The organism is Nicoliella spurrieriana, assembly GCF_023380205.1.
GTDB lineage: Bacteria > Bacillota > Bacilli > Lactobacillales > Lactobacillaceae > Nicoliella > Nicoliella spurrieriana.
In genome coordinates, this window is record NZ_CP093361.1 from 519,006 (window position 1) to 538,503 (window position 19,498).

Annotated in this window: 19 protein-coding genes and 5 tRNA genes; 10 read left to right on the forward strand and 14 right to left on the reverse strand. The window is 42.7% G+C overall.

The features are described from left to right. Positions 1–95: 95 nt before the first annotated feature. The 4 genes from MOO44_RS04020 to MOO44_RS04035 form a co-directional block, all read right to left on the reverse strand. A complete protein-coding gene (locus MOO44_RS04020) occupies positions 96–1,217 on the reverse strand; it encodes a CAP domain-containing protein (RefSeq protein ID WP_260117135.1) in 1,122 nt (373 codons plus the stop codon). Between the two features lie 123 nt (positions 1,218–1,340). Further along, positions 1,341–3,218: a CAP domain-containing protein gene (locus MOO44_RS04025; RefSeq protein ID WP_260117136.1), complete on the reverse strand. Its 1,878-nt coding sequence runs from the start codon at positions 3,216–3,218 to the stop codon at positions 1,341–1,343. A gap of 200 nt (positions 3,219–3,418) precedes the next feature. Next, entirely contained in the window at positions 3,419–5,671 is a 2,253-nt protein-coding gene (locus MOO44_RS04030) for a heavy metal translocating P-type ATPase (RefSeq protein WP_423802922.1), read from the reverse strand. Beyond that, the gene (locus tag MOO44_RS04035; RefSeq protein WP_260117137.1) at positions 5,668–6,111 is read right to left on the reverse strand and encodes a CopY/TcrY family copper transport repressor; all 444 of its coding nucleotides are present in this window, start codon (positions 6,109–6,111) and stop codon (positions 5,668–5,670) included. Before MOO44_RS04035 ends, MOO44_RS04030 begins: the two co-directional genes overlap by 4 nt. Before the next feature lie 132 nt (positions 6,112–6,243). Between MOO44_RS04035 and MOO44_RS04040 the strand changes: the two genes are divergently transcribed. Continuing rightward, entirely contained in the window at positions 6,244–7,644 is a 1,401-nt protein-coding gene (locus tag MOO44_RS04040) for a flavocytochrome c (protein WP_260117138.1), read from the forward strand. A gap of 59 nt (positions 7,645–7,703) precedes the next feature. Here the strand turns inward: MOO44_RS04040 and MOO44_RS04045 are convergent, their stop codons facing one another. Both MOO44_RS04045 and MOO44_RS04050 read right to left on the reverse strand, forming a co-directional pair. Further along, entirely contained in the window at positions 7,704–8,567 is an 864-nt protein-coding gene (locus MOO44_RS04045) for an aldo/keto reductase (RefSeq protein ID WP_260117139.1), read from the reverse strand. A gap of 21 nt (positions 8,568–8,588) precedes the next feature. Continuing rightward, a complete protein-coding gene (locus tag MOO44_RS04050) occupies positions 8,589–8,951 on the reverse strand; it encodes a hypothetical protein (RefSeq protein WP_260117140.1) in 363 nt (120 codons plus the stop codon). Between the two features lie 243 nt (positions 8,952–9,194). On the opposite strand from MOO44_RS04050, the gene MOO44_RS04055 reads away from it, so the two are divergent. The 3 genes from MOO44_RS04055 (at position 9,195) to MOO44_RS04065 (ending at position 10,280) form a co-directional block, all read left to right on the forward strand. Continuing rightward, positions 9,195–9,578 (forward strand): YbgA family protein, encoded by a 384-nt coding sequence (locus MOO44_RS04055; protein ID WP_260117141.1) that lies wholly within the window; start codon positions 9,195–9,197, stop codon positions 9,576–9,578. After that, the gene (locus MOO44_RS04060) at positions 9,579–9,950 is read left to right on the forward strand and encodes a TIGR02328 family protein (RefSeq protein WP_260117142.1); all 372 of its coding nucleotides are present in this window, start codon (positions 9,579–9,581) and stop codon (positions 9,948–9,950) included. Positions 9,951–10,028: 78 nt separating this feature from the next. Next, a complete protein-coding gene (locus tag MOO44_RS04065; RefSeq protein WP_260117143.1) occupies positions 10,029–10,280 on the forward strand; it encodes a hypothetical protein in 252 nt (83 codons plus the stop codon). Between the two features lie 47 nt (positions 10,281–10,327). On the opposite strand, the gene MOO44_RS04070 is transcribed toward MOO44_RS04065, so the two are convergent. The 5 genes from MOO44_RS04070 to MOO44_RS04090 form a co-directional block, all read right to left on the reverse strand. Continuing rightward, a tRNA-Asn gene (locus MOO44_RS04070) sits at positions 10,328–10,399 on the reverse strand. A 38-nt stretch (positions 10,400–10,437) separates the two neighbouring features. Further along, positions 10,438–10,509, reverse strand: a tRNA-Asn gene (locus MOO44_RS04075). Between the two features lie 36 nt (positions 10,510–10,545). Next, a tRNA-Asn gene (locus MOO44_RS04080) sits at positions 10,546–10,617 on the reverse strand. 37 nt (positions 10,618–10,654) lie between these two features. Continuing rightward, positions 10,655–10,726: transfer RNA gene (locus MOO44_RS04085), tRNA-Asn, on the reverse strand. Between the two features lie 37 nt (positions 10,727–10,763). Then, positions 10,764–10,835 (reverse strand) — tRNA-Asn (locus MOO44_RS04090). A 542-nt stretch (positions 10,836–11,377) separates the two neighbouring features. Between MOO44_RS04090 and MOO44_RS04095 the strand changes: the two genes are divergently transcribed. Continuing rightward, on the forward strand, positions 11,378–12,415 hold the full coding sequence (locus MOO44_RS04095; protein ID WP_260117144.1) for a C40 family peptidase: 1,038 nt from the start codon (positions 11,378–11,380) through the stop codon (positions 12,413–12,415). A 131-nt stretch (positions 12,416–12,546) separates the two neighbouring features. Continuing rightward, positions 12,547–13,257 (forward strand): acetolactate decarboxylase, encoded by a 711-nt coding sequence (gene budA / locus MOO44_RS04100; RefSeq protein ID WP_260117145.1) that lies wholly within the window; start codon positions 12,547–12,549, stop codon positions 13,255–13,257. Between the two features lie 71 nt (positions 13,258–13,328). Here budA and MOO44_RS04105 read toward each other — a convergent pair whose 3' ends face one another. Then, entirely contained in the window at positions 13,329–14,204 is an 876-nt protein-coding gene (locus tag MOO44_RS04105; protein WP_260117146.1) for a hypothetical protein, read from the reverse strand. Positions 14,205–14,371: 167 nt separating this feature from the next. Here MOO44_RS04105 and MOO44_RS04110 point away from each other — a divergent pair, with 167 nt between their 5' ends. After that, positions 14,372–15,085, forward strand: a complete 714-nt coding sequence (locus tag MOO44_RS04110) for a YdhK family protein (protein ID WP_260117147.1) — start codon at positions 14,372–14,374, stop codon at positions 15,083–15,085. A gap of 110 nt (positions 15,086–15,195) precedes the next feature. Next, the gene (locus MOO44_RS04115; protein ID WP_260117148.1) at positions 15,196–15,876 is read left to right on the forward strand and encodes a class I SAM-dependent methyltransferase; all 681 of its coding nucleotides are present in this window, start codon (positions 15,196–15,198) and stop codon (positions 15,874–15,876) included. Positions 15,877–15,987: 111 nt separating this feature from the next. On the opposite strand, the gene MOO44_RS04120 is transcribed toward MOO44_RS04115, so the two are convergent. Together MOO44_RS04120 and MOO44_RS04125 are read right to left on the reverse strand one after the other, a co-directional pair. Beyond that, entirely contained in the window at positions 15,988–16,347 is a 360-nt protein-coding gene (locus MOO44_RS04120; RefSeq protein ID WP_260117149.1) for a hypothetical protein, read from the reverse strand. 190 nt (positions 16,348–16,537) lie between these two features. Beyond that, a complete protein-coding gene (locus MOO44_RS04125; RefSeq protein WP_260117150.1) occupies positions 16,538–17,272 on the reverse strand; it encodes a gamma-glutamyl-gamma-aminobutyrate hydrolase family protein in 735 nt (244 codons plus the stop codon). Positions 17,273–17,399: 127 nt separating this feature from the next. Between MOO44_RS04125 and MOO44_RS04130 the strand changes: the two genes are divergently transcribed. Together MOO44_RS04130 and MOO44_RS04135 are read left to right on the forward strand one after the other, a co-directional pair. Further along, positions 17,400–18,956, forward strand: a complete 1,557-nt coding sequence (locus MOO44_RS04130) for a hypothetical protein (RefSeq protein ID WP_260117151.1) — start codon at positions 17,400–17,402, stop codon at positions 18,954–18,956. Positions 18,957–19,076: 120 nt separating this feature from the next. Beyond that, positions 19,077–19,484, forward strand: a complete 408-nt coding sequence (locus MOO44_RS04135) for a MerR family transcriptional regulator (RefSeq protein ID WP_260117152.1) — start codon at positions 19,077–19,079, stop codon at positions 19,482–19,484. Positions 19,485–19,498 lie beyond the last annotated feature (14 nt).

Here is a 19,498-nt window from a genome sequence, read left to right on the forward strand (position 1 = left end):
AAAATGTCAATCATGTTTTTGGTTTCGAAGTCACTTAATATTAGAAATACTTATGTAAAAAAACACTGCCCAGCAACGAGCAGCGTTTTAGCATGTTATTTATAGTAATTACCAAATTCCATTGCGAGATAGACGTCATTGGTTCCTGAAACGGTGTAGACACTAATCCCGACTTCCTTATTATTAGCATCCATGTCGTTAATGTAGTGACCATGTTCATTCCCGTCATTATTTTCAGGACCTTCAGCTTGAAATGCGTTGATGATCTTAGCACTAACGGTGCTAGGGGTATCGCCATCAGTGTAGAAACTTTTCCCGAGGTTTTCTGACAGTGAATATGAGTGACTATCAATGTCTAAGCCGAGTTGTTGGGCATCATCGAATGCAATTAACTGCCCATTACTATCCCAGTGATTGAAATTAGTGGCGATTTGTTGGGCCCGCATTTGCGCAATTTTAGTGAGTTGATCATTAATGATCAATGCTGGCAGTCCTGCGGTGGCCCGGGCACTGTTAACCTGATTCAAAGCAGCTTGGGCGGTGGCAGCAAGGACGGTGGAGTTATTCCAATTATCAGTGGATTGGTTAATGGCACTCAAAACGTCGCTGCTTGGGTTGTTAGTGGCAGCATTGGTATAATCCATGTTTGCAATCGAAGTCGCTGCATTGGCGGCGCTGGCATCGACTGAACTACTGGAGGTAGCGCTGCTAAAAGTAGTGGTATAATTGCTTGAATTATTGGCAGTATTTGCAGAGCTAGCGTTAGTGGAAGCACTGCTGGAACTAGTAGTAGCATTGCTTAAGCTAGCAATGGCGCTTCCCAGATTATTGGCACTACTTGAACTCGCTTGACTAGCTGTTTGATTGTTACTAGTAGTAGCGACTTTTTTTCTTACCTTAGTGGTGGTAGTCGTTGTTGTGACCTTGTCCAGGTTACTGAGCTTGAACCAACCCACTTTATTGCCGTTATTTGTCAAAAGGGCGTATCTGATTCCGCGAACTGAGCTAAAGGAAGCAGCTAAAAACGCCCCCCTTAACTTAAAGTTCTTTTGACCCTTGACCTTACTTGAAGTGGGGAGTTGATTGTATTTTACCACCCGGCTAGTTCTAGCCTTATATGTAATCGTTTTGGTAACCTTAGCATGCGCAGCAAGTGGCACCGTAGAAAGTAGTGTGGCGGCTGTAATTCCAGAAATGAAGTATTTTTTTATTTTCATAAATAGGACCCCTAAAAATTAATTATAGTGTTAACAATGATTAGTATAACTTATTTTCATGAATGGTTACAATTTTGCGAAAAATAAAAAGGAAATCAATTCGATTTCCTTCGTATCTATATTTTATCCATTATATCCAAAGTCAACTGCAAGGTATGTGTTGCCAGAATTGGGATCATAGCTAAACCCGATGCCGACCGCGTTAAATTCAGTGGACATATCATTTTCATAGTGACCGTGTTCTTGACCATCACCATTATCGGGTCCTTCGGATTGGAACATGTCGATGCCCTGAGCACCAGCAGCTTGGATGGTATCTGCCGGATTGCCCTGGGCAATGTTTTCACCCCAGGTCCCAAACGGGTCATCTGACCATGAGTACCCCAGTTGTTCAGCGTCTTTTTGTGCATATATGGTGCCGGATGAATCTCGATGGTTAAAGTCTGCTATTAAATCATTGGAACGCATCTCTGCGACCTTGGCTAATTTAGGATCCCACTGCAAGGCCGGTAATCCAGCTTTGGACCGGGCTTGATTGAGTTCGTTGAACGCCGCCTGAGCTGCAGCTTGCCTAGTGCTATCACTAGTCCAATTAATGGTTGAACTAGGGTCTTGCTCATTTGATGACGTCTGATTATCATTAGAAGCTTCTTGAGCATTTGTTGCTGTCTGGTTATCACTAGAAGTCCCTTGATTATTTGCAAATGGACTGTAATTATTCATGTTATTCAGCTGATTGTTATTACTATTATTGGCACTTTGGGTGCTATTAGCACTGTTATCAGCATTACTAGTGCTCTGGTTGCTACCAACACTGACGGGATTCCCATTTGCATCCACCGTAAAGGTATTGCCATTAATGGTGGTGGAATTACCATTGCCGTCAGTAGCGGTGATGGTATGACTAATTTTGACGCCACCGTTATCATCACTAGGTTGAGTCGTGGTGGTATTCGGGGTAGGGGTCGTTACGCTACTCTGGGTCCCATTATTGTTAGCATTAGGTGTGGAGTAATTGGCACTGGCTGGGGTAGTTGATGAACTAGTGTTGTTGTTATTCCCGACCCCAAAATCAACGGCAAGGTAGGTATTTTGCGAAGCGGGGTCGTACTTGAAGCCGATGCCGACCTGATTAAATGATGTCGACATATCATTTTCGTAGTGGCCGTGTTCGTTGCCATCATTATTTTCGGGCCCTTCAGATTGAAACGACTTGATGCCCTGTTGACCAGCCGTTTGGGGCGTATCGGTATCGCCAACGTAGCCCTGGTAAATGTTTTCCCCCCAGGTCCCGAATGGACTTTGGTTGCCACTATAACCTAGCTGTTTTGCAGTCGTCTCGAACGCTAAATTGCCATTGGAATCATAGTGTGAGAAATTAGAAACGAGTTGGCTCGCCCGTAAATTAGCGACTTGGGCTAACTTTTGATTTAATTGGAATGCCGGTAGTCCCGCTTGGGTCCGGACTTGATTTAAGTAGGTGAGCGCTGCTTGCACGGCTAGCTGGGTATTATTGGTGTCGTTCCAATTGATTGTTGATGAATTGTTGTTGCTACTTGCACTTAACGGACTGGTCAAATTGTGATTGGATGTGTCACTGCTGGAACTGCTGCTAGCATTGTCCGTGTTACTATCATCATTAGAATTACTAGTGGCATCATTATTACCAGTGGGCGTTGCTGAATGTTGCTTAGCTTTAGCTTTAGCCTTAACCTTAGTCAACTGATCAAATTGGACCCACTTGCTGCCCACCTTAGCATATTTAACGTGGTGGACGGTCTTTACTTTATGGACCTTAACGTGAACCCCTTTAAGATCATACTTAACGGTCTTTTTAACGTGCTTGAACTTGCCCTTGGCGTTCGGTAATTGAGAATAATAGTGGACCGTGTTTACTTTATATTGGTATGTAGTGGTGTTAGCGGAGACGGTCGCCGTGGCTGTCCATCCACCAATTAAGACTGCAGTTAAACCAACGGTTAGATATTTACTAAACTTCATTGATTAATCACTCCTAATATTATGCTATTAAATAAATTGTTTACGATACTTTTAGGATACACGCTGTGATATTTAAAAACAATTAAAAAGTGGGGCCAATTCAAATGAATTAACCCCACTTAGTTCGATATATCCAATTAATGTCCTTGTTTAACTTTTATAATAGTCGCTTTATTGAAAACCGCAAGTAAATTGCTTTCTTATTTTTCAACGTGTAACGTCATGGCGTTAATGGCAACGATCACGGTACTAAGTGACATTAGGACCGCTCCAGCCATTGGGCTTAACGTGATACCGATAAATGCCAAAATCCCAGCAGCAAGTGGGAGGGCAACGATGTTATAACCAGCTCCCCACCATAGGTTTTCGACCATCTTTGATTCAGATGCCCGGGCTAGTTTCAAGAGGGCAATGACATCCTTTGGATCACTATTGACCAATACGACGTCGGCTGAATCGATTGCGACGTCGGTTCCAGAACCAATTGCAACGCCTAAGTTGGCCTTTGCCAAACTGGGTGCGTCGTTGACCCCATCCCCGATGAACATAACTGCCCCTGATTGTTGATACTTGGTAACCAGTTTTTGCTTATCTTCCGGCTTTAAATTGGCCTCGACCTTAGCAATTCCAAGCGTCTTAGCCACCTTTTGAGCGGTTTGAGCATTATCACCAGTCAACATTACGGGTTGAATGCCGTTTTCATTTAAATATTGAACCATTTTATCCGAATCGGGCTTGATTTGATCACCTTCAGCAACGATGGCAAGCGCTTGATTGCCTTGAACAAGATAGCTGACCGTGTTCCCCTGTGAAGCGACGGTATCAAATTGTTGTTGGTCAAATTGAATTTGGTGTTCGGTCAGGTACTTTCCAGAGACCACTTGGTATGGTTTCCCGTCAATGGTGGCCTCCATCCCAGCACCGGTGATTTGCTTAACGTTATCTGCGTTTGCTAGCTTTAGGCCCTTGGCCCTTGCTGCGGATAGGATCCCACTCGCAAGGGGATGGCTAGAAGTTTGTTCAACGCTAGCGATTAACTTAAGGGCGTCATCATCAGAAATTGCATCAGTAAGGCTCTTAACCAAATTGACCTTGAATTGGCCCTGGGTTAACGTTCCGGTCTTATCCATTAATGCGAACTTGAGCTTTTTGGTGCCTTCTAGTGCATCACGGTTACGAATTAAAAGCCCGTTGGTAGCCGCTAGGGAAGTGGTCCGTGAAACCACTAGTGGAATTGCAAGGCCCAGTGCATGGGGGCAAGCAATGATCAACACGGTCACTGCAGTCGTGGTAGCATATGAAACCCCGTTGATCAAACTCCAAATGATCCAGGCGACAACTGCGATTGATAGTGATGCATAGAATAGATAACCGGAGACCCGGTCAGCTAGATTTTGATTCTTAGACTTACTGTTTTGTGCACTTGAAACCAGGTTCTTGACCTTGGAAAGATAGCCTGAATCACCAGTTCCGGTAACTTTGAATTGTAAACTACCATCGTCATTGGTCGAACCACCGATCACCTTATCGTTAACGGTTTTCTGGATACTTCTAGATTCACCGGTCACTAACGATTCGTTGACTTTACCATTGCCTGCGGTAATGACCCCATCGGCTGGAATCTTTTCACCAGCTTTGACTAGCACGATTGCACCAGTTTGAAGCTGGTCCAATGAAACAGCCTTGAACTGACCATCTGCTTGCTTAACACTGGCGGTGTTAGGGAGTAAGTTGGAAAGCTTATCGACTGCTGAACCGGCGTTCATGATCGTATTCATTTCAATCCAATGGCCCAGGAGCATAATGACGATTAACGTCGATAACTCCCAAAAGAAGTTACTGACCATCATGCCAGAATGGGTGAGGTTATTATTGATGACTGAGTAAATACTGTAAACATAGGCCACCGTAATCCCCATTGAAATTAATGACATCATGGCTGGCTTTTTGGCTTCGATTTCGCCCTTTGCACCACTAAAGAATGGCTTCCCACCATAGAAGAAGAGGATGGTTCCAAGAATTGCGACGACCCAATCCGATCCCTTAAAGAAGAATTGGAATGGTAGTCGCATCCCCATCATTGGTGACATGATTAAAATTGGAATCATTAGGGCGAAAGAACCCCAGAACTTATGCTTAAGGTTCCCCATATTCATCATGTGGCCACCATGCATCATCATCATGCCGCCGCCACTCATGTCCATGCTGCCCATGTCGTGGCCACCGTGATCCATGTTCATATTCCCCATGTCGTGGCTGCTATGATCCATGTTCATATTGCCCATGTCGTGGTCACTACCATTCATGTTCATATTACCCATGTCGTGGTTGCTATGATCCATCTTCATGTTCCCCATGGCATGGTCTTTGCCATCCATTTTCATATTTGACATGTTTTGATACTTATCATCTGAATCCTTCATATTCATACCCTTCATGTTATCATCTTTCACTTCATATCATCTCCACATTTCATATATTGATCATCAACGCAGTTACATTTGACCTGATCAGGAGCGGTTTTTTGTTTTTCAGTTAGTTTATCAATCAACATTTGAATATCATTTTTACTAATATCGAAGTGGTCAATAATCGTCCCGACTTCTTTACCAACCTTCATTTCACACATGTTAGAAAATAAGTCGACTGAAACAGCATTCATCGCATCCCGTTCGCTAATTTTAGGTGAATAGGTAAAGCTGCCGCCGTGCTTATCAGCATTGAGGTAGTCCTTATTTTTCAACCTAGTGATCAGGGTCTTAGTCGTTGACGGGCTCCAGTCATTTTTGGCAGTCATTTCATCAATGATTTGCCGGCTGGTGCATTGCTTAAGTGTCCAAACGATCCGCATTACGCACCATTCGGAATTCGTGATACTAACGGTATCGCTCATTATGATTCCCCCTTCAAAACTTTCCAAGGAATAATATACCATTTAGGTTTACACATGTAAACCAAAACGCTCAAACTGCACCAGGGGCTGATGTATTGTAAAATGGGGGTATTAATATCAAGGAGGCACTAGATGGTAAAAACGAAGTTTCAACCCAACCCAATTACGCAGTTAGCTGATTACTACGATTTGATCATAGTGGGGTCCGGGGCGACTGGATTAGTAGCAGCGCTGCAAGCATATGAACTGGGCTTACACCCGGTGATTTTAGAAAAAATGGCACAACTAGGTGGGAACACTAATCGAGCATCTTCTGGGATGAACGCTGCCGAAACGGAGGTGCAATTAAAGCATCACATTGTTGATAGCTTCGCTGCCTTTTATGATGATACCCTCAACGGTGGCGATCGCCAGAATAATCCGGAGTTACTGCATTATTTTACGACCCATGCGGCACTAGCGGTAGATTGGTTAGCAGATCATGACATCGAATTAGATGATGTAACGATTACCGGTGGGATGGGGACCAAGCGGACCCACCGGCCCAGCAGCATGGCACCGATTGGCAATTTTTTGGTCACTGCGTTGTTGAATTTAATTCAGGAAGCACAAATTCCCGTGTTTACCCAAGTCACGGTGCAAAAAATCCGAATGAACGCCAAACAAGTTTGCGGAGTCAGCGCAGAGCTTTTCGATGGCACTAATCGACAAATTAATGGAGCTGCAGTGATTTTAGCCACCGGTGGATTCGGGGCCAATCAACAACTGATTGGCTCGTACCGTCCGGACCTAGTTCATTATCGAACTACGAATCAACCTGGGGCTACTGGGGATGGGTTAACGCTAGCAACCGATGTCGGAGCGGCGTTAGTCGATATGGAAAAAATCCAAGTCCATCCGACCGTCCAACAGGATCATGACCATGCCTTTTTAATTGGGGAGGCGGTCCGTGGGGAAGGGGCCATCTTAGTGGACCGAACCGGGCATCGCTTTGTGAATGAGCTAGCAACTAGAAAGATGGTAACTGCCGCGATCAATACCCGACCAGAACACGACGCTTACCTGATTTTGGATCAGGGCGTGCGTGACCACGCCAAGGCAATCGAATTTTACGATTCAATCGGGCTGGTTATCCATGGTTCTGATTTAGCGTCGTTAGCAGCCAACATCGGAGTGGATGAAACGAACCTGCGCACTACGGTCGAGCAGTGGAACCAAGCGGTTGCAATCCATACTGATGCACAATTTCACCGCACGACTGGGATGGACCGGCAGTTGAACCAGCCCCCGTTTTTTGCAATTCATGTGAAACCTGCGGTGCATTATACGATGGGCGGATTGAAAGTTAATCATCAGACGGAGGTCCTGAATTCAGCTGCCGAACCAATTGCCGGCTTATTTGCCGGTGGGGAAGTCGCTGGTGGTCTGCATGGTGATAACCGAATTGGTGGCAATTCAATTGCTGAGACGGTCGTCTTTGGCCGACAAGCGGGGCAACAAGCATTCCGTTATCTACAAAATAGTAATAAATAAAAATCAGCCAGTGGCGATAATTGAATCGTCACTGGCTGATTTAGCGAAAAGCTTAAAGCTTAATCGAGGCCATTTAAATTAGTGGTGTATTGGCTAAGCCGCAACACGGTCTTAGGGTCGGTATGATCGGCTGAGACACCTTCCTTGCGGTCGAGAGCAGCAATTTGCTTCATTTCAGCATCAGAAAGGGTAAAGTCAAAGATATCAACATTTTCTTTAATCCGTTCTGGTTTAGCACTCTTGGCAATTGAAACGATACCACGTTGGAATAACCATCTGAGCATTACTTGCCCCACACCCTTATTATGGGCATCGGCAATTTGCTTTAATGTGGGGTTAGTAAAGATGTGGTCATAACCCTGTGCAAATGGGGCCCATGCTTCTGGTTGGATTCCGTAGCCCTTAAGGTAATCAACGCTAGCTTGTTCTTGGTTCCAAGGGTTAATTTCAATTTGATTAATAGCTGGTTTAACCTTATTAAATTGGGCTAAGTCGGTAATTTGGTAGTCAGGGAAGTTAGAAACCCCAAGTGATTTAATCTTACCCGCAGTTTGAGCTTCTTCCATTGCACGCCATGAACCGTAGTTATCACCATAGGGTTGGTGAATTAGGTATAAATCAAGGTAGTCCAATTGAAGGGCTTTTAACGATTCATCAATCGCCTTTTTGGTATTTTCGTACCCATTGTCACTGATCCAAACCTTAGAAGTAAGGAATAACTGGTCACGCGGAATGCCGTTTTGCTTAATCCCTTGGCCAACTAGTGATTCGTTGGAGTAGACCCGAGCGGTATCGATTAATCGATATCCGGCGTTAATGGCTGCATCAACGGCCTTTGGGGTTTCAACTGGGTCGGTTAACTTGTAAGTCCCAAATCCAACTGCGGGCATTTTGTTTCCATCGTTTAGTTCAAAGAATTCCATTTTTAATTTTCCTCCAATTAATTATTCCCAGGCATCGGTGTCATCTGGGTTATCAAAGTTTTGCTCATCAGAATCATCCGGATCATCATCGACGGGATTGTCATCATCATCCTCGTCCTCAGCGGTATCTTCGCCAATATCGTCGGTGATGTCACGATCATCATCGTCAGCGGTGTCGGTATCGAAGTCATCGGTCGTATCGTCATCATTATCGTCCCAATTATCACCGTTATCATCAGGGGTATTATCATCAATGGTCCGGTTACCGTCACCGCTTAAATCTTCGAGCGGATCTTGGTCCTCATCACTGTAGTTATCTTCATCAAAAATGTCGTTTAAATCATCAATATTATCTAAGTCATCGTTATCATTCTTGTATGACATATTTATCACCTTACTATTTAGTAATTTAATTTTAGTTTAGCACATTGGATAACAAGATTATATGATTATGAATTATGGTGGGGGATTTTACAAAAATGGTTAATTTGGGTTGACTTTACGATTCAACGTGGTATTATATAAATAGAAACAAACGAATCGAGAATATCGGCTAAGAGTTGTAACAGGTAAACGGTGTTAAGTCACTATTACCTGTTATTTTTGTATTCAGGGAGTGATTATGAAATGCAACAATGGCAAAGCGAGTGGGCCCACAATAAATACTGGGTCATGGCCCATTCCCAGCAAGCATATAACCGCATTCGAACGTTAGCCCGGAATAATGATTGGACGCCGGATAAACAGGCAGAGTATCAGCAGATTATAAGAGATCTAGACCACCAACCACCGACTAAAGCGACCCTGACGACTGCCTATCAACACGTCTGGGGCTATTTAAAAAAAAATGCCACCCAGGCGGAACGTGATCGCTACGTTTATTTATTAGCTAAGTTAACCCCCAGTGATGACGAACTGGGGTCGTTTTTAGTGGACTTAACTGATCAGTATCAGGTGAAATACCTGTTAAAATCAAGATTAATCCAGGACTTAAGGAATGATTGTGATTAAATGCGTTTATGGCATCAAGCATTGATTACTAAATTGCCACGCCAACAACTATTAGGCCAACATCGTGAGGTCTGTGCACTCCGTGGCAATGGGTGGGGCAAAAAGCATGCCACCGTTGACTATGTATTTACCCACTCGCCATACCGGCTATTTCAGTTTCATCAACTGGTGATGGCTGAGATGCACCGGCGTGGGTACCATCCAGATGAACGGTGGTTAAATGCTAATTACCGGGGCACCAGCTGTGTTGCATATCAAAAGCTAACGCCAGTCTTGTTAACGGATCCCATTTATCCAGAACACGATGCAGATTACTTAGCAACCTGTTTGGCTAATTTACAGGCCAAGGGAATTCAGATTGATTTAAAATAGATTGTATGCTAATTAATTGCTAAATAATCAATTTGTCCTATAATATTAAAAAGATAGGACGAAAAGGGGGCCATTATAATGGATCAAGCAAGACAAACAGAGGTATTAACTTCATTGCGGAGAACGCGTTCCCACATTATTAATGCTCTGGACGGGACGAATGAAAATAGCAACGTGATTAAGGATATTGACCACTTTGTTAAGGTGCTCAATGAAACGCCGTTGGATCAAATTACTGAAAAGGATGTTGATTATCACTTTTCAATCATCAAAGCAGAAATTAATTGTTCCCTAAACTGTTTTACCCACGCATTGAACGCAATTAAATAAACGAAAACAAAATCCCATGCCTGAGATCAACAGCATGGGATTTTTGACTGCCCCGGTTGGACTCGAACCAACAACCTACGCATTAACAGTGCGGCATTCTACCATTGAACTACGGGGCAAAAAATATATTTAACTAATGATTCCAAAACGGAATCAACTGCCCCGGTTGGACTCGAACCAACAACCTACGCATTAACAGTGCGGCATTCTACCATTGAACTACGGGGCAAAAAGATATTTAATTAAGATTCCAAAACGGAATCGACTGCCCCGGTTGGACTCGAACCAACAACCTACGCATTAACAGTGCGGCATTCTACCATTGAACTACGGGGCAAAAAAGATATTTAATTAAGATTCCAAAACGGAATCGACTGCCCCGGTTGGACTCGAACCAACAACCTACGCATTAACAGTGCGGCATTCTACCATTGAACTACGGGGCAAAAAAGATATTTAATTAAGATTCCAAAGCAGAATCAACTGCCCCGGTTGGACTCGAACCAACAACCTACGCATTAACAGTGCGGCATTCTACCATTGAACTACGGGGCAATAAAGATATTTAATCGAAATATAAAAGGACTCGCATGCTTGTAAGCTGAAATGCGGGTCCTTTTGGAAGTTCAGAATTTGAAAGGTATCCACACGCTTGCTTACGTATGGATACAATTTATTTTAGGCGGTCACCATGTTAAATAAATACCCATACAGATTACAATTATTATTTCGATTTAAATTATTATTATTATTGTAATTTGAATTGGTATTATTATTTAGTCCGTTATTTAAAGCTAAAACTAACTCTAACATGGGTGCGCCTCCTTTGATTTCGATTTAATTTATATTTACATAATAGTATGATTAAAAAAGAAAGTCAACCCTTATCTTGATTTAATCGATTATTAATTTAATTTCACCATTCATTACATTATCTTTACATTCGTTCAGAAATGCTTATTATTTTATTTTGTATACTATATAATATGATTAATAATATTTAATTAGTTGGAGTGATCAATATTTTAAATCATAATTTGAAGCGGAGTTTTTACGTGCTATCTGTAGTTTCAGCCTCGTTTGCGGGGTTAGCTTACATGAACACAACATCAGCGAATGCTGATACTACTAGTACGACCCAAACCCAAAGTAAACAAACTGAATCGCAAGATGGGAATACTAAATCAACGACGGTGACTAAGACCGTTAAGAAATCAAATGCTGGCACTAGCGTTGATACGACTAAGGATTCTACATATAACCAGGCATACAATGCCACTAAGAAGCTTTATCAAACCCGTTATCATTTTTACAAACAATTGAACAACGTTGGGAAAGTGGCTTCTGCTAAGGGTGACTATGGGAAATCATTTAAGTTAACCCGGATTGCTAAGACCAATAAGGATACCTACGTCAAAACGGCCCGTGGTTGGATCAGCAGTAATGCATTCAATCAATACGTTAAGGAACAGGGGAGCATGAATGAAAAAATGAAGGTAACGAATGCCAGTACCGCTGTTTATTCTGCGCCTGCTGCCACTAAAAACGCTCAAAAGTTAGGGACCGCAAGTAGCCTTGGATTAACTGACCAATGGTTAAACGTGAACTACCGGAAGTACACGAACACCAAGGAGGGCTATTTCCGGGTAACTAAGGATGGCCAAAATTACTACATTAACGGTCGGGATATGGAATTTAACCTCAGTGGCTTGAATAGCCACAATGCAAAAATTGAAAAGGCGATTAAGGTCGGTGAAGCATTGGTTGGCAAGTCACCTTATTCATGGGGTGGCGGGAGAACCGCTGCTAGTATTGCTGCTCGGCGGTTCGACTGCTCCTCATTTATTCACTACATCTACGCCAAAGCGGGAGTTAACTTAGGTTCGGTTACCGCTACGACCTATACATTAGCAAAGGAAGGCCGCGCCGTTAACTATAAGAACATGAAGCGTGGTGACATCTTCTTCTTTAATGATAAGAAGGAGGGGGCATTTTGTCACGTCGGGATTTACCTTGGCCGTGGGTTGTTCTTGAACGACTCACCTTCAACTGATACCCATGGAGTGGGCATTTCAAGCCTTAGTGATCCACACTGGGCAAGACGCTTTAACCACGTTGTAAGACGGGTAGTCTAATTAAAACGAACTGTTGAATTTAATTCAGCAGTTCGTTTTTCATTTGGCGCGGTTGAAATTTTTGTAACACCATGCAACTTATGAAACAATAGGTTAGTAAGCTTAGTTTTCAGAAATTAGGAGGATTTGCGATGAAGGATACAAAAACGTTATTTCAACATGGGACGTTAGCACTATTGGTCCCAGGATTATTCGATGGCACCATTAAGATGGACGAATTTATGAAGCACGGTGATACTGGCATTGGGACCGGTGAAGGGCTTGATGGTGAATTGATCGTAGTAGCTGGAGTGGCCTACCAAATCGATGGGGCGGGCAACGTTAATAAGTTAGATAGTCGTTTTACGTTACCATTCGGGAACATGCACTTTGCTGATTATCAACCACTTAAGCAGGTTGACGGCTTAGACTTTGTGAACTTTCCTGAAAATATTTTAGCGACCGGTGGGCTAGCCAATAGCTTCTTTTCAGTGAAACTACATGGGACCTTTAAGACCATGCAGACCCGTTCGATCGATAAGCAAAGCAAGCCTTACCATACGTTAGCTGAATGTGCCGGTAAGCAACACGTTTTTGATGGCGAGGACAAAACCGGGACCGTAATTGCTTACTATGCACCCCAATTATTTAACGGGGTCGCAGTCGGGGGCTTTCATAGCCACTTCTTAGCAGATGATTTATCACAGGGGGGCCATATCTTAGACTTTACCGGATTCAGCGGAGATGTTGAACTCCAGGTCTTTGATAACTTAGCCCAATCACTCCCTGTCAATGATCCTGAATTTAAGAATCATGATTTCTCAAAGGATGATATTGAAGGGGCAATTAAAGCGTCTGAATAATTTTACTGCAAACAAAAAATGCGTTGATGATTTTAAATCATCAGCGCATTTTTTAGTGAAGCGATGAATGCTTATTTGTAAACGTATTCCAATGTGTTATTAACAACCTTAGTCTTAACCCAGTTATTTGAAGCAGCTTGGTAGATGTAAACATTCTTTGGCGTTTTATCTGATGAACCATCTACCACGTACCAAAGTGAACCGCTAGTAGCCTTAAAGGTGGTTGGAACCACGGCACTACTAGAATCAGGAGTGAACTTAGAAATGTAGTTGTTAGCGGAGCTACTAGTAGAACCAGTAGTGGTCATTCCATAGACATTATCGTTTAAGAACGTAAGATCACTGGATTGTGGAACCGTAACGGTCTTGTCACCCATTTGGATTTGGTAAATAATTGAGTCACCAGATTGCGCTACCTTAACTTGGGCGGAATCCATTGGGTTAACGGTTACGCCATTGCTAGTGTAAGCCTTTGATGCTGGTGAAAGGTATGCAGTCCCGGTACTAGTGCCAACGTAAGCATCAGATGATGCGGTCTTGTAAGCACCCTTAACCGTAACTGGTTGCTTAGTAGTAGTGCTGTTCTTAGTAGAAACCTTTAACCAGTTAGTGGTTCCGGTATACTTCTTATCAGTGGTTACGTAGTAAGTAACCTTGCCGCTCTTAGAAGTTTGGAAGAACATCCAGGCACCATTACTCTTTTTAACAAACGTAGTTACGCCCTTTTTCAAGGTTTTAGTGGACTTTTCAATCACAATTCCCTTATTGTTAACTAACTTTGCGTTGTTAACCTTGACATTTTTAGTAAGGTTAACTTGGTGAACATCCTTAGTCCAGTAAGTGGAAGTCGCTTTAGGGGTAGTGGCTGCATTAACACTGGTTAATGCAGGGGCTAATCCTAGTGTAACAGTAGCAGCTACTGCCGCTAGTGTTTTCTTGTAATTCATATTAATTCCTCCATTTAATTCTTTGACTTGGCTACATTTTAACATGAATTAATAGCTACGTCTAAGTTCCGCATTTTGAAAATAGTTTGTGTGCAATCTATTTGCAAAACCTGATTGATTAATCTACAATGGTAAACGTAAATGAATTTATTAATGGGGGTTATCTGATGAAAAATATGAAAATAGTTGCTGGTTTAACCGCTGCTGCGGTCGCTGCATTATTGATCGTACCGGTAGGGGTCAACGCAATGAGCAGTCATTCTAGTGCAAAGACTAGCAGTAGCACTTCAATGAAAGATATGAGTAGTAGTTCATCAATGCATAAGATGATGGACATGAGTAGTAGTTCATCAATGCATAAGATGATGGACATGAGCAGTAGTTCATCAATGCATAAAATGGGTAGCGCAAGTGGCATGAGCCATATGAAGATGGGCTCAATGATGATGAAGGCAAATGGTGGTAAGGCGCCTAAGGGGCTTAAGATGGATCCAAATGCTAAGTATCAACGGGGCAGTAAGGTCAAAATCTTAGCAAGCCACATGCCCGGTATGAAGGGCGCTACCGCAACCGTTACGGGTGCTTACAAAACTGATTTATACACAATTGACTTTACGCCTACTAATGGTGGGAAGGAAGTTAAAAACCATAAGTACGTAGTGGCTAAGGAAGTTAAGGCTGCTAACAAGGGTCAATTGAAGGTAGGGACTAAGATTACCGTTAAAGCTGACCATATGACTGGCATGAAGGGTGCTAAGGGTAAAATTGTTGCCGTTAAGAAGGGCCCTGCATACATGGTTAATTTTAAGGCTACTAACAGTAGCATGGTTTATAAGAATCATAAGTGGCTCGCCCAATCAGATTTAACCAGTATCAAATAATCACACTTAAATGTGCAAAAGCCACTACGTTTGTAGTGGCTTTTTTGGTTAAATCAATTATAATTTGGTATGATAGGTGGTAATAAAAGAATAAATGAGAGTGATTTTAAATGATTAAGAAATTATTAATGTACGGGGTGGACGACCCGTACTGGTTTTATGTCGGAATTATCTCTGCAATTGTGATCGCAGCCGCCGATTTTAAACGGTTATGGTGGCTGTCCGTGATTTTTTTACTAATTACGTTACTTACGGTCCTAAAAACAATTCGAAAGTTTCAAATCATTAACAGCCTTTTGACCGACCAAGCTTTACTACCGGTGGAGCGGGGGTTAGATTTGAGCGTCGGGACTGGTTATTCTACCGTGCGGTTAGCCCGTGCGGCGCTGTATGGTCAAATCACCGGAATTGAAGATGCTTACCAAAGTAGCGGTGACCACGCTAGAAATAACGTTTATAAACGAATGGTCGGCAATCGGGTCAATGTAATGGCCGGTGATATTACCCACTTGCCATTCCCGGATGATAGCTTTGATGTGATTACCGGCAATTATTCCAAGATGACCGAGTTATCAATTAATAATCGTAAAAAGCGAAAGGCAATCTGTGATGAGGTGGAACGGTTAATCAAAAAGGATGGGACCGGAAGCATTCTAATGGTCAATACCAAACGCCAGATTCGTAAAATGGCAATCGAGTTTAGTAAAAAAGAGGGGTTTCAGGTCTACCTTGCAGATCCAGAGCTGCGCGTCAAGTTTGGCTATGGCGCGCTGAAAATTGAAGTAAAATAAAAAGATGGGATTCCTTGGGGGAGGAAAGCCATCTTTTTATTTTGTAATAAAACGAACATATGTTTGTTTACGTATATTATAATACTATTAACTGATCATTTAGTCAATCGATTAGTTATCCTTTAGGTGCTTTGGATCGTAAAAGACAAGCACCGTCATCACGTAGGATAACCCGAATACAAAGCAGCTGAATTCAATTACGGAGCTTGCTTCAAAATTAAGCGGTTCGCTAGCTAATGATGAATCGATGGTGTGCCCCAGAAAGCGCACGGTTAAATTAAAAATAAAGATAATCAACCAAGTAAACAGGAAGGTGCCGTGCACCCGCCCATTTGTGAAGGTCAAATGGCGACGGTGGGCAACTGCAAAAACGCTGGCAATTAAGAACAACGCGATTGAAATTAATGGAACGTTCATCCCACCCACATGGAGAAACTCCAGGTAGCTAGGCACGATCCAAATTGCCATCACGTAGTATAACCCCTGCAAAAGCTTAATTTGTTTGTTTGTTTTTAATTGATAATCGTCTAAATTTTTATCAGGTTGAATAATGCTCAACACACTCCTTATTAACAACAAACCCAAATTATACATGCAAAAAAAGATTATATCAATAAAGCACGGCGAAGCCGGACATAACGCCGCATTCTGTTTAGCAACCCTAGTTTTTCATTTGGGCAGCCCGGGTGAAGAAATCAACCAGGAGTTGGTTTTCTTCTGGCATGTGCTTCCAGATGTTTTCTGGATGCCACTGCACACATTGAATTGATGCATCATCATTTTCAAGCCCCTCGATCACCCCATCGGGTGCGGTGGCCGTCACGTGAAGCGATGGGGCCACCTGCTTTGCAGCTTGGTGGTGGATGGAGTTCACCAGTGGATGGGTTCCAACGCTTTGGCCCATTTGACTGTCTGCGGCCACATTAATGTGGTGGGTCGGCATGAAGACCTTCGCTTGTTGGGTGTGTTGAATCAGCGGTTGCGATCCAGTGGGGTGGAATTGACTGTTTAAATCTTGGAATAGGGTGCCGCCCAGTGCAACGTTGACCATTTGTAATCCTCTACAAATGGCTAGGATGGGTTTGTGCATTGCTACGGCATCCTTGACTAGTTGTAATTCAAAGTAGTCACGGGGGAGATACGACATGCCGGTGTTTGCTGTGGGTTCTTCATTGTAAAAGACGGGGGCTACATCTGGGCCACCAGTCATGATGATGCCATCAACGGTTTCCAACAGTTCCTTTGCCATCGCTGGTTTAACCACTGGGAATACGACGGGGACGATATCGTTTGCGACCAGGGCATTGACCAGGGTTCGTTGGGCAATGTGGGCGCGGGTAAGTCTAAAACTAGTATTTTGGGTCATGTTAACATCTGCTGTAATTCCAATTCTCATAGTGAATCTTTCCCTTCAAATTTATAATGTAATGGTACTGAAATATTAAGCTTAAAAGTTGGTGAAGACAAGCAGGGGCGATTTGTCCTATAATGTAATTGATACTTAAATCTGGAGCGAATTAATAATGAAATTAAAACCAACTGGTCTGCATTGGCCTGCAATCATTGGAACGTTACTATTTAGTTTCTTAGTGATGCTGTTTATATCCACTTCCTCACCACTGTATACGGTGAACTCCTCACCCGATGCGAATATCATGATGACCGTTGGGAAGGGGCTTTTACACAATCTGCTGCCCTATCGAGATCTATTTGATAACCGGGGCCCGCTAATCTATTTATTATACTCCCTGGCGGCATTGGTGAGTTACCATTCTTTTATCTTTATCTACGTTTTTGAATCAATCTTATTGTTCTTTGACCTTATTTTAGGGTATTTGATTCTAAGGCAGTTCATCATCGCCCGCCTGGCGTATCCGTTGACGCTGTTCATGCTACCGTTGATGTTCAATGAATACTTCTTTCAACACGGTGATACACCCGAGAGCATCGCAATTCCGTTCTTGTTGTTAATGATTTATCAACTCCTAAAGCACCAAGATTTGAAATTTACGAAGCTGACGCTTTACAGTCAGGGGTTGTTCGTCGGGATTGCCTTTTGGATCAAGTATACCTTCCTATTTCCATGGTTTGGGGTGGGGTTAGTATTAATGAGTGCCTACTTCTTAGAGAAGCGCTTTGCCGATTTCTTCAAGCTAATTGGATTTGGGTTACTGGGCTATTTGACCGTGACCGTGCCAATTATCATCTTCTACCACCTGCACCATAGTTTAGCGACAATGCTTAAGGTATACTTCCTATTTAACGTGAAGTATTATCAACATTCTAATTTTGACCTAACGCAGTTCGTCAAACTCCCCCAGATCGACCCGGTGTCAATGTGGGTGGAGGGACTCGTGGTGGTGATGGTACTCACGATCATTTTATTACCACGGGTGATTTGGACGATTAAAGCGGCATTGCTCGTTAGTTTGAGTTTAGAGACACTGTCGATCATTACCGTGAAGGTAACCGCTACTTATTATTATACATTGATTTCAGTTTTTAGTATTTTAATTTTGGTGTTGCTAGGAATCGTTCTGCAAAAAATATTGCCAAAACTAGCAATTGAAAATCCATTCCTGATTTGCTTGTTAGTCGTTTTATCTGCATATGGGATGTTAACATTAAACCAAAACTACCGTTATTCAAGCATGTTTCCACATAATGCGGTTTATAGTCTTGATCATCATCAAACCACCCCATATCAAGAACGCTTTGCTAAAATCATTAACCGCAGTAGCGACCGTTCGTTGCTGGTTTATCGGACGATCGATGTTAGTATGTACACGACACTTGGCACATTGCCACAATCAAAGTATTTTGTGAAAAATAATCTTGATTACCAGCCGATGATCAATTCACAAAAAGAGCAATTAAAGTCGCTTAAAAATAAGTTCGTGGTCACCATTTCGTTACCGCCCACTAATGATTCTGCGATGACCCGCAAATCACTAAAAAGATTACAGAACAAGACGCTTCGCCGCCACTACCATTTAGTGGATACCGCAACCGTTTTGAAATATACTTCATTCGTTTATCAATACCCATTAAAGTACTACCTGTATGAACGAAATGATTAAGCATGCATCCCGTTTCCAATCATCATTTGGAAACGGGATTTTTAATTTGGCATTAACTTGACTTAGAGTTAACTCGAAGGAATACAGTATTTATAAATCTGGAGGGGGGTAAGCTTTACAATGACCAAATACCTAATTGGTGAATTTGCGCACCTGGTGGGACTAACGACCTATACGCTGCGTTATTACGAACAAGAGCGCTTAATTATTCCCAGGCGTGATCAAAATCAGCGCCGCTACTACACCGAAGCAGACATTAAGTGGGTCGGCTTTTTACTGCACCTGAAGGGAACTGGGATGTCAATGGTCGAAATTAAGCGCTACGTTCAACTAAGGGCGGCTGGTGATAAGACGATTCCGCAACGGCGGGCGCTACTGGCCACCGTCCGTGAACGAAGCCTCGCCCAGATTAGAGCGGTTGAGGCGAATCTAACCGTTTTATCGCATAAGATCGATTGGTATGACGGTAAAATCGACCACACGATTTCAGAAGATTTTGAACACTATTTAGAACGGTTTCATGAATAGAAAGGAAGCTTAAG

Excerpts from the sequence above, each read along its gene's own strand:
- MOO44_RS04020 (WP_260117135.1), bottom strand. The coding sequence starts at position 1,217 with ATGAAAATAAAAAAATACTTCATTTCTGGAATTACAGCCGCCACACTA.
- MOO44_RS04025 (WP_260117136.1), bottom strand. The coding sequence starts at position 3,218 with ATGAAGTTTAGTAAATATCTAACCGTTGGTTTAACTGCAGTCTTAATT.
- MOO44_RS04035 (WP_260117137.1), bottom strand. The coding sequence starts at position 6,111 with ATGAGCGATACCGTTAGTATCACGAATTCCGAATGGTGCGTAATGCGG.
- MOO44_RS04040 (WP_260117138.1), top strand. The coding sequence starts at position 6,244 with ATGGTAAAAACGAAGTTTCAACCCAACCCAATTACGCAGTTAGCTGAT.
- MOO44_RS04045 (WP_260117139.1), bottom strand. The coding sequence starts at position 8,567 with ATGGAATTCTTTGAACTAAACGATGGAAACAAAATGCCCGCAGTTGGA.
- MOO44_RS04050 (WP_260117140.1), bottom strand. The coding sequence starts at position 8,951 with ATGTCATACAAGAATGATAACGATGACTTAGATAATATTGATGATTTA.
- MOO44_RS04055 (WP_260117141.1), top strand. The coding sequence starts at position 9,195 with ATGCAACAATGGCAAAGCGAGTGGGCCCACAATAAATACTGGGTCATG.
- MOO44_RS04060 (WP_260117142.1), top strand. The coding sequence starts at position 9,579 with ATGCGTTTATGGCATCAAGCATTGATTACTAAATTGCCACGCCAACAA.
- MOO44_RS04065 (WP_260117143.1), top strand. The coding sequence starts at position 10,029 with ATGGATCAAGCAAGACAAACAGAGGTATTAACTTCATTGCGGAGAACG.
- MOO44_RS04095 (WP_260117144.1), top strand. The coding sequence starts at position 11,378 with ATGAACACAACATCAGCGAATGCTGATACTACTAGTACGACCCAAACC.
- budA (WP_260117145.1), top strand. The coding sequence starts at position 12,547 with ATGAAGGATACAAAAACGTTATTTCAACATGGGACGTTAGCACTATTG.
- MOO44_RS04105 (WP_260117146.1), bottom strand. The coding sequence starts at position 14,204 with ATGAATTACAAGAAAACACTAGCGGCAGTAGCTGCTACTGTTACACTA.
- MOO44_RS04110 (WP_260117147.1), top strand. The coding sequence starts at position 14,372 with ATGAAAAATATGAAAATAGTTGCTGGTTTAACCGCTGCTGCGGTCGCT.
- MOO44_RS04115 (WP_260117148.1), top strand. The coding sequence starts at position 15,196 with ATGATTAAGAAATTATTAATGTACGGGGTGGACGACCCGTACTGGTTT.
- MOO44_RS04125 (WP_260117150.1), bottom strand. The coding sequence starts at position 17,272 with ATGAGAATTGGAATTACAGCAGATGTTAACATGACCCAAAATACTAGT.
- MOO44_RS04130 (WP_260117151.1), top strand. The coding sequence starts at position 17,400 with ATGAAATTAAAACCAACTGGTCTGCATTGGCCTGCAATCATTGGAACG.
- MOO44_RS04135 (WP_260117152.1), top strand. The coding sequence starts at position 19,077 with ATGACCAAATACCTAATTGGTGAATTTGCGCACCTGGTGGGACTAACG.